2 protein-coding genes are annotated in these 2,761 nt (G+C 69.9%); both read right to left on the bottom strand.

Going from position 1 to position 2,761, the window contains the following annotated elements; genetic code table 11:
- Positions 1-79: 79 nt before the first annotated feature.
- Entirely contained in the window at positions 80-1,750 is a 1,671-nt protein-coding gene (gene ptsP / locus ACFW9D_RS34940) for a phosphoenolpyruvate--protein phosphotransferase (protein ID WP_384628878.1), read from the bottom strand.
- 74 nt (positions 1,751-1,824) lie between these two features.
- A complete protein-coding gene (locus tag ACFW9D_RS34945; RefSeq protein ID WP_384628881.1) occupies positions 1,825-2,274 on the bottom strand; it encodes a PTS glucose transporter subunit IIA in 450 nt (149 codons plus the stop codon).
- Positions 2,275-2,761: the final 487 nt, after the last annotated feature.

The raw sequence follows: 2,761 nt of genomic DNA on the forward strand, positions 1-2,761 counted from the left end.
TCTCTCCCTGGTTTCACACTCTGTGGGGGGGCTCCCACCGTGCGGGCCCCCCCCCCCCACGAGAACGGGCCGACGGCGACTACTCGCCGGACAGCACCGCCTGAGCCGCATGCCGCGCGTCTTCGGCCGACTCGGCGGCACGCGCGGCAGCCGCCGCACGCTCACACTGCGCCAGCGTGTACTTGGCGAGCGTCGCCCGCACGTACGGAATCGACGCCGCACCCATGGACAGGGAGGTGACACCCAGACCGGTCAGCACACAGGCGAGCAGCGGATCGGACGCCGCCTCACCACACACGCCACAGCTCTTGCCCTCGGCCTTCGCCGCATCGGCGGACAGGGCGACCAGGTCGAGCAACGCGGGCTGCCACGGGTCCTGCAGCCGAGACACCGCACCGACCTGACGGTCGGCGGCGAAGGTGTACTGGGCCAGGTCGTTCGTGCCCAGCGACAGGAACTCGACCTCCTGCAGCACCGAACGGGCACGCAGCGCGGCGGACGGGATCTCCACCATCGCGCCGAACTTGGCCTGCAGCCCGGCAGCACGGCACGCGTCGGCGAACGCCTTGGCGTCCGCACGGTCGGCCACCATCGGAGCCATGACCTCGAGGTAGACGGGCAGCCCCTCGGCCGCCTTCGCCAGCGCGGTCAGCTGCGTCCGCAGCACCTCGGGGTGGTCGAGCAGGGAGCGGAGCCCGCGCACGCCGAGCGCCGGGTTCGGCTCGTCGGCCGGGGTGAGGAAGTCCAGCGGCTTGTCCGCACCCGCGTCCAGCACACGCACCACGACACGCCCCTCGGGGAACGCCTCGAGCACCGCGCGGTACGCCTCGACCTGCTTCTCCTCGGAAGGAGCCTGCTTGCTGTCGTCCAGGAACAGGAACTCGGTCCGGAAGAGACCGACACCCTCGGCACCCGCCGCGACAGCCGCCGGCACGTCCGCCGGACCGCCGACGTTGGCGAGCAGCGGCACCTTGTGCCCGTCCGACGTGGCACCCGGACCGGTCGAGGCGGCCAGCGCGGCCTTGCGTTCGGCAGCCGCGGCCTCGAGAGCGGCACGCTTCTCCGGAGTCGGATCCACGAAGATCTCACCGGTGCTGCCGTCGACGGCGATCACGGTGCCCTCCGCCAGCTCACCGGCACCCGGCAGCGCGACAACGGCCGGCACCCCGAGGGCACGGGCCAGGATCGCACTGTGGCTGGTCGGCCCGCCCTCCTCGGTGACGAAGCCGAGCACGAGCGCCGGGTCGAGCAGCGCGGTGTCCGCAGGAGCCAGATCGCGGGCGATCAGCACGTAGGGCTCATCGCTGTCCGGCACACCGGGCATCGGGACACCGAGCAGCCGGGCCACGATCCGATTCCGCACGTCGTCCAGGTCGGCCACACGGCCGGCCATGTACTCGCCGGCACCGGCCAGGAGCTCCCGATAGTGCGAGAACGCGTCGTAGATACCGCGCTCCGCCGTGCTGCCCACGGTGATCCGACGGTCGACGTCGGCGATCAGCTCCGGGTCCTGAGCGATCATGGCCTGCGCCTCGAGCACCGCCTGGGCTTCGCCACCGGCCAGATTGCCGCGCGCAATCAGGTCGGCCGCGACAGCCTCGACGGCCTGGCGGGCACGACCCTGCTCGCGCTCGGCCTCCTCCGGCGGGATCTGCTTGGCCGGCGGCTCGAGCACCGCAGTACCCATGTGCCGAACCTCGCCGACCGCCACCCCGTGGCTCACGCCGACGCCTCGCAGCGTTGTCTCCATTTCACCCGTCTCCGATAGCGCGGCGGGCCCAGCCGCCGCGATGGTTGTACTGCCGGCCGTCAGTGACTCCGTCGTCACTTCCAGCCGAACAGCGCGTCACCAGCCTTGAGGTCGCCGTCCTCGACGACATCGGACAGGGACTCGGCGGTCGCCTCGAGCGCGACGACCGGGCACACCGGCGACTTGCCCGCGGCCTCGACGGCGGCGGGGTCCCAGCGGACCACGGCCTGACCGCGCTGGACGGTGTCGCCCTTGTTGACGAGCAGCTCGAAGCCCTCGCCGTTCAGCTGGACGGTGTCGATACCCAGGTGCGTCAGCACACCGTGACCCTCTTCGTCCACGACGACGAAGGCGTGGGGGTGGAGGGACACGACGATGCCGCTGACGGGTGCGACTGCCTCGGAGGGCTCGCGCACGGGGTCGATGGCGGTACCGGGGCCGACCATCGCGCCGGAGAACACCGGGTCCGGAACCGCGGTGAGTCCGATGGCGCGTCCTGCAAGAGGGGACGTCACACTGGTCATGGCAAGCCTCCCAGGGGGGCGGAGAGTCTGTGATCGCCGTCGCTGCCTGTCCTGGACGGCGTACTGTTCAAGAGCGTAAGTCATGGAAAGTCCCGGTTCGCCCGGGAGCTACCGGTTGGCTGACGTAGAAGTACGACGCAAACGATTTGCGCCGAACCCGGCGTCACGTGTACCTTCGTACCCCTGCCCGGGAGCAGTCGACGCCCTTGAGCGCCCCGCCTCCTGGCAGCGTCTACCGAGCCGAAGCTTAGCCGTTGTCTAGACCACTGCACCTGCATGTCCGCAGGAGGGTGGTCAGAGGGCCGAGAAAAGACTGGTAGAGTTCGATCTCGCCGAAAGGGAAGCGCGAAAGCGGATCCCGGAAGGCAAAAGCAGGAAAACTTCCGAGGAACTCGGCCGGTGAAACGGTCTGATAGAGTCGGAAACGCAAGACCGAAGGGAAGCGCCCGGAGGAAAGCCCGAGAGGGTGAGTACAAAGGAAGCGTCC

Source organism: Streptomyces sp. NPDC059524 (genome assembly GCF_042749255.1).
Taxonomy (GTDB): Bacteria; Actinomycetota; Actinomycetes; order Streptomycetales; family Streptomycetaceae; genus Streptomyces; species Streptomyces xanthii.